This window comes from Vibrio crassostreae 9ZC13 (assembly GCF_000272045.2).
GTDB classification, from domain to species: Bacteria; Pseudomonadota; Gammaproteobacteria; order Enterobacterales; family Vibrionaceae; genus Vibrio; species Vibrio crassostreae_C.
This window is the reverse complement of the sequence record NZ_AJYZ02000017.1, coordinates 4,013-4,758: the sequence shown is the minus strand read 5'-3', so window position 1 is coordinate 4,758 and position 746 is coordinate 4,013. Positions and strand designations below refer to the sequence as shown.

Annotated in this window: 1 protein-coding gene; it reads right to left on the bottom strand. The window is 37.7% G+C overall.

The window, feature by feature from the left end; all coding sequences use genetic code 11:
- Positions 1-56 precede the first annotated feature (56 nt).
- A partial coding sequence (locus A136_RS01575; protein WP_017063750.1) for a hypothetical protein occupies positions 57-746 on the bottom strand: 690 nt, incomplete at its 5' end.

Here is a 746-nt window from a genome sequence, read left to right as displayed (position 1 = left end):
TGTGGGATGAAAACACTGCCAAAAATTAATCATTGACGCCATAGTCGTTTGTTAGGCTAAAGTTCTATAGGCGCGAACTCTTCAGTAATAGCTTTGCACATTTTATTTACGATATCATCTGACACATCGTTTGAATCTCGGAGCCTATTGACGTGTTCATCCAAAGAAGCAAGAAACTCTGAGTTAGTCATAAGACAATTAAATTCGTTAATGTACTTTTCAAAACGCTCAAAAACTGATTTTTGAAACAATACTGTATATTCATCAACCATCTCTCCTTTTGCTTCATGGCCAGTGAAAGGATCAATTAACTTTGGTACATAAACAATGTTCCAAGGAGCTGTGAAAGCATATACGTTTTTGGTCCTGCCAAATACGTGTGATATTTGATAGTTTCTCAATGGCTGATATTGCTTACTTGTTGTTTTTGAAAAACCTGTTAACTGTCTGATTAGTTTGGTCGGTTCGGCATTATTCGTTGAATCTTTCACCACATTACGATTTCCGAGCACTTCCGAATAAAGGTTTTGAAATAAATGCGTACCGCTAGCATTCCGACCGAACCCTCGTATGTATACAGTCTGATTTGTTTCGATGCGCTTTTTAAGATCAGCCCAGCACTGACTTGCTTGATTCTCTTCTGCATAAATTGTTTCGCTAAGCCCAAATTCGAAAAAGTCATCCTTTGTCAGCCCCATACGATCTAAAAACGCTATATATGAATCACGCATGATTATCTCCTTTAG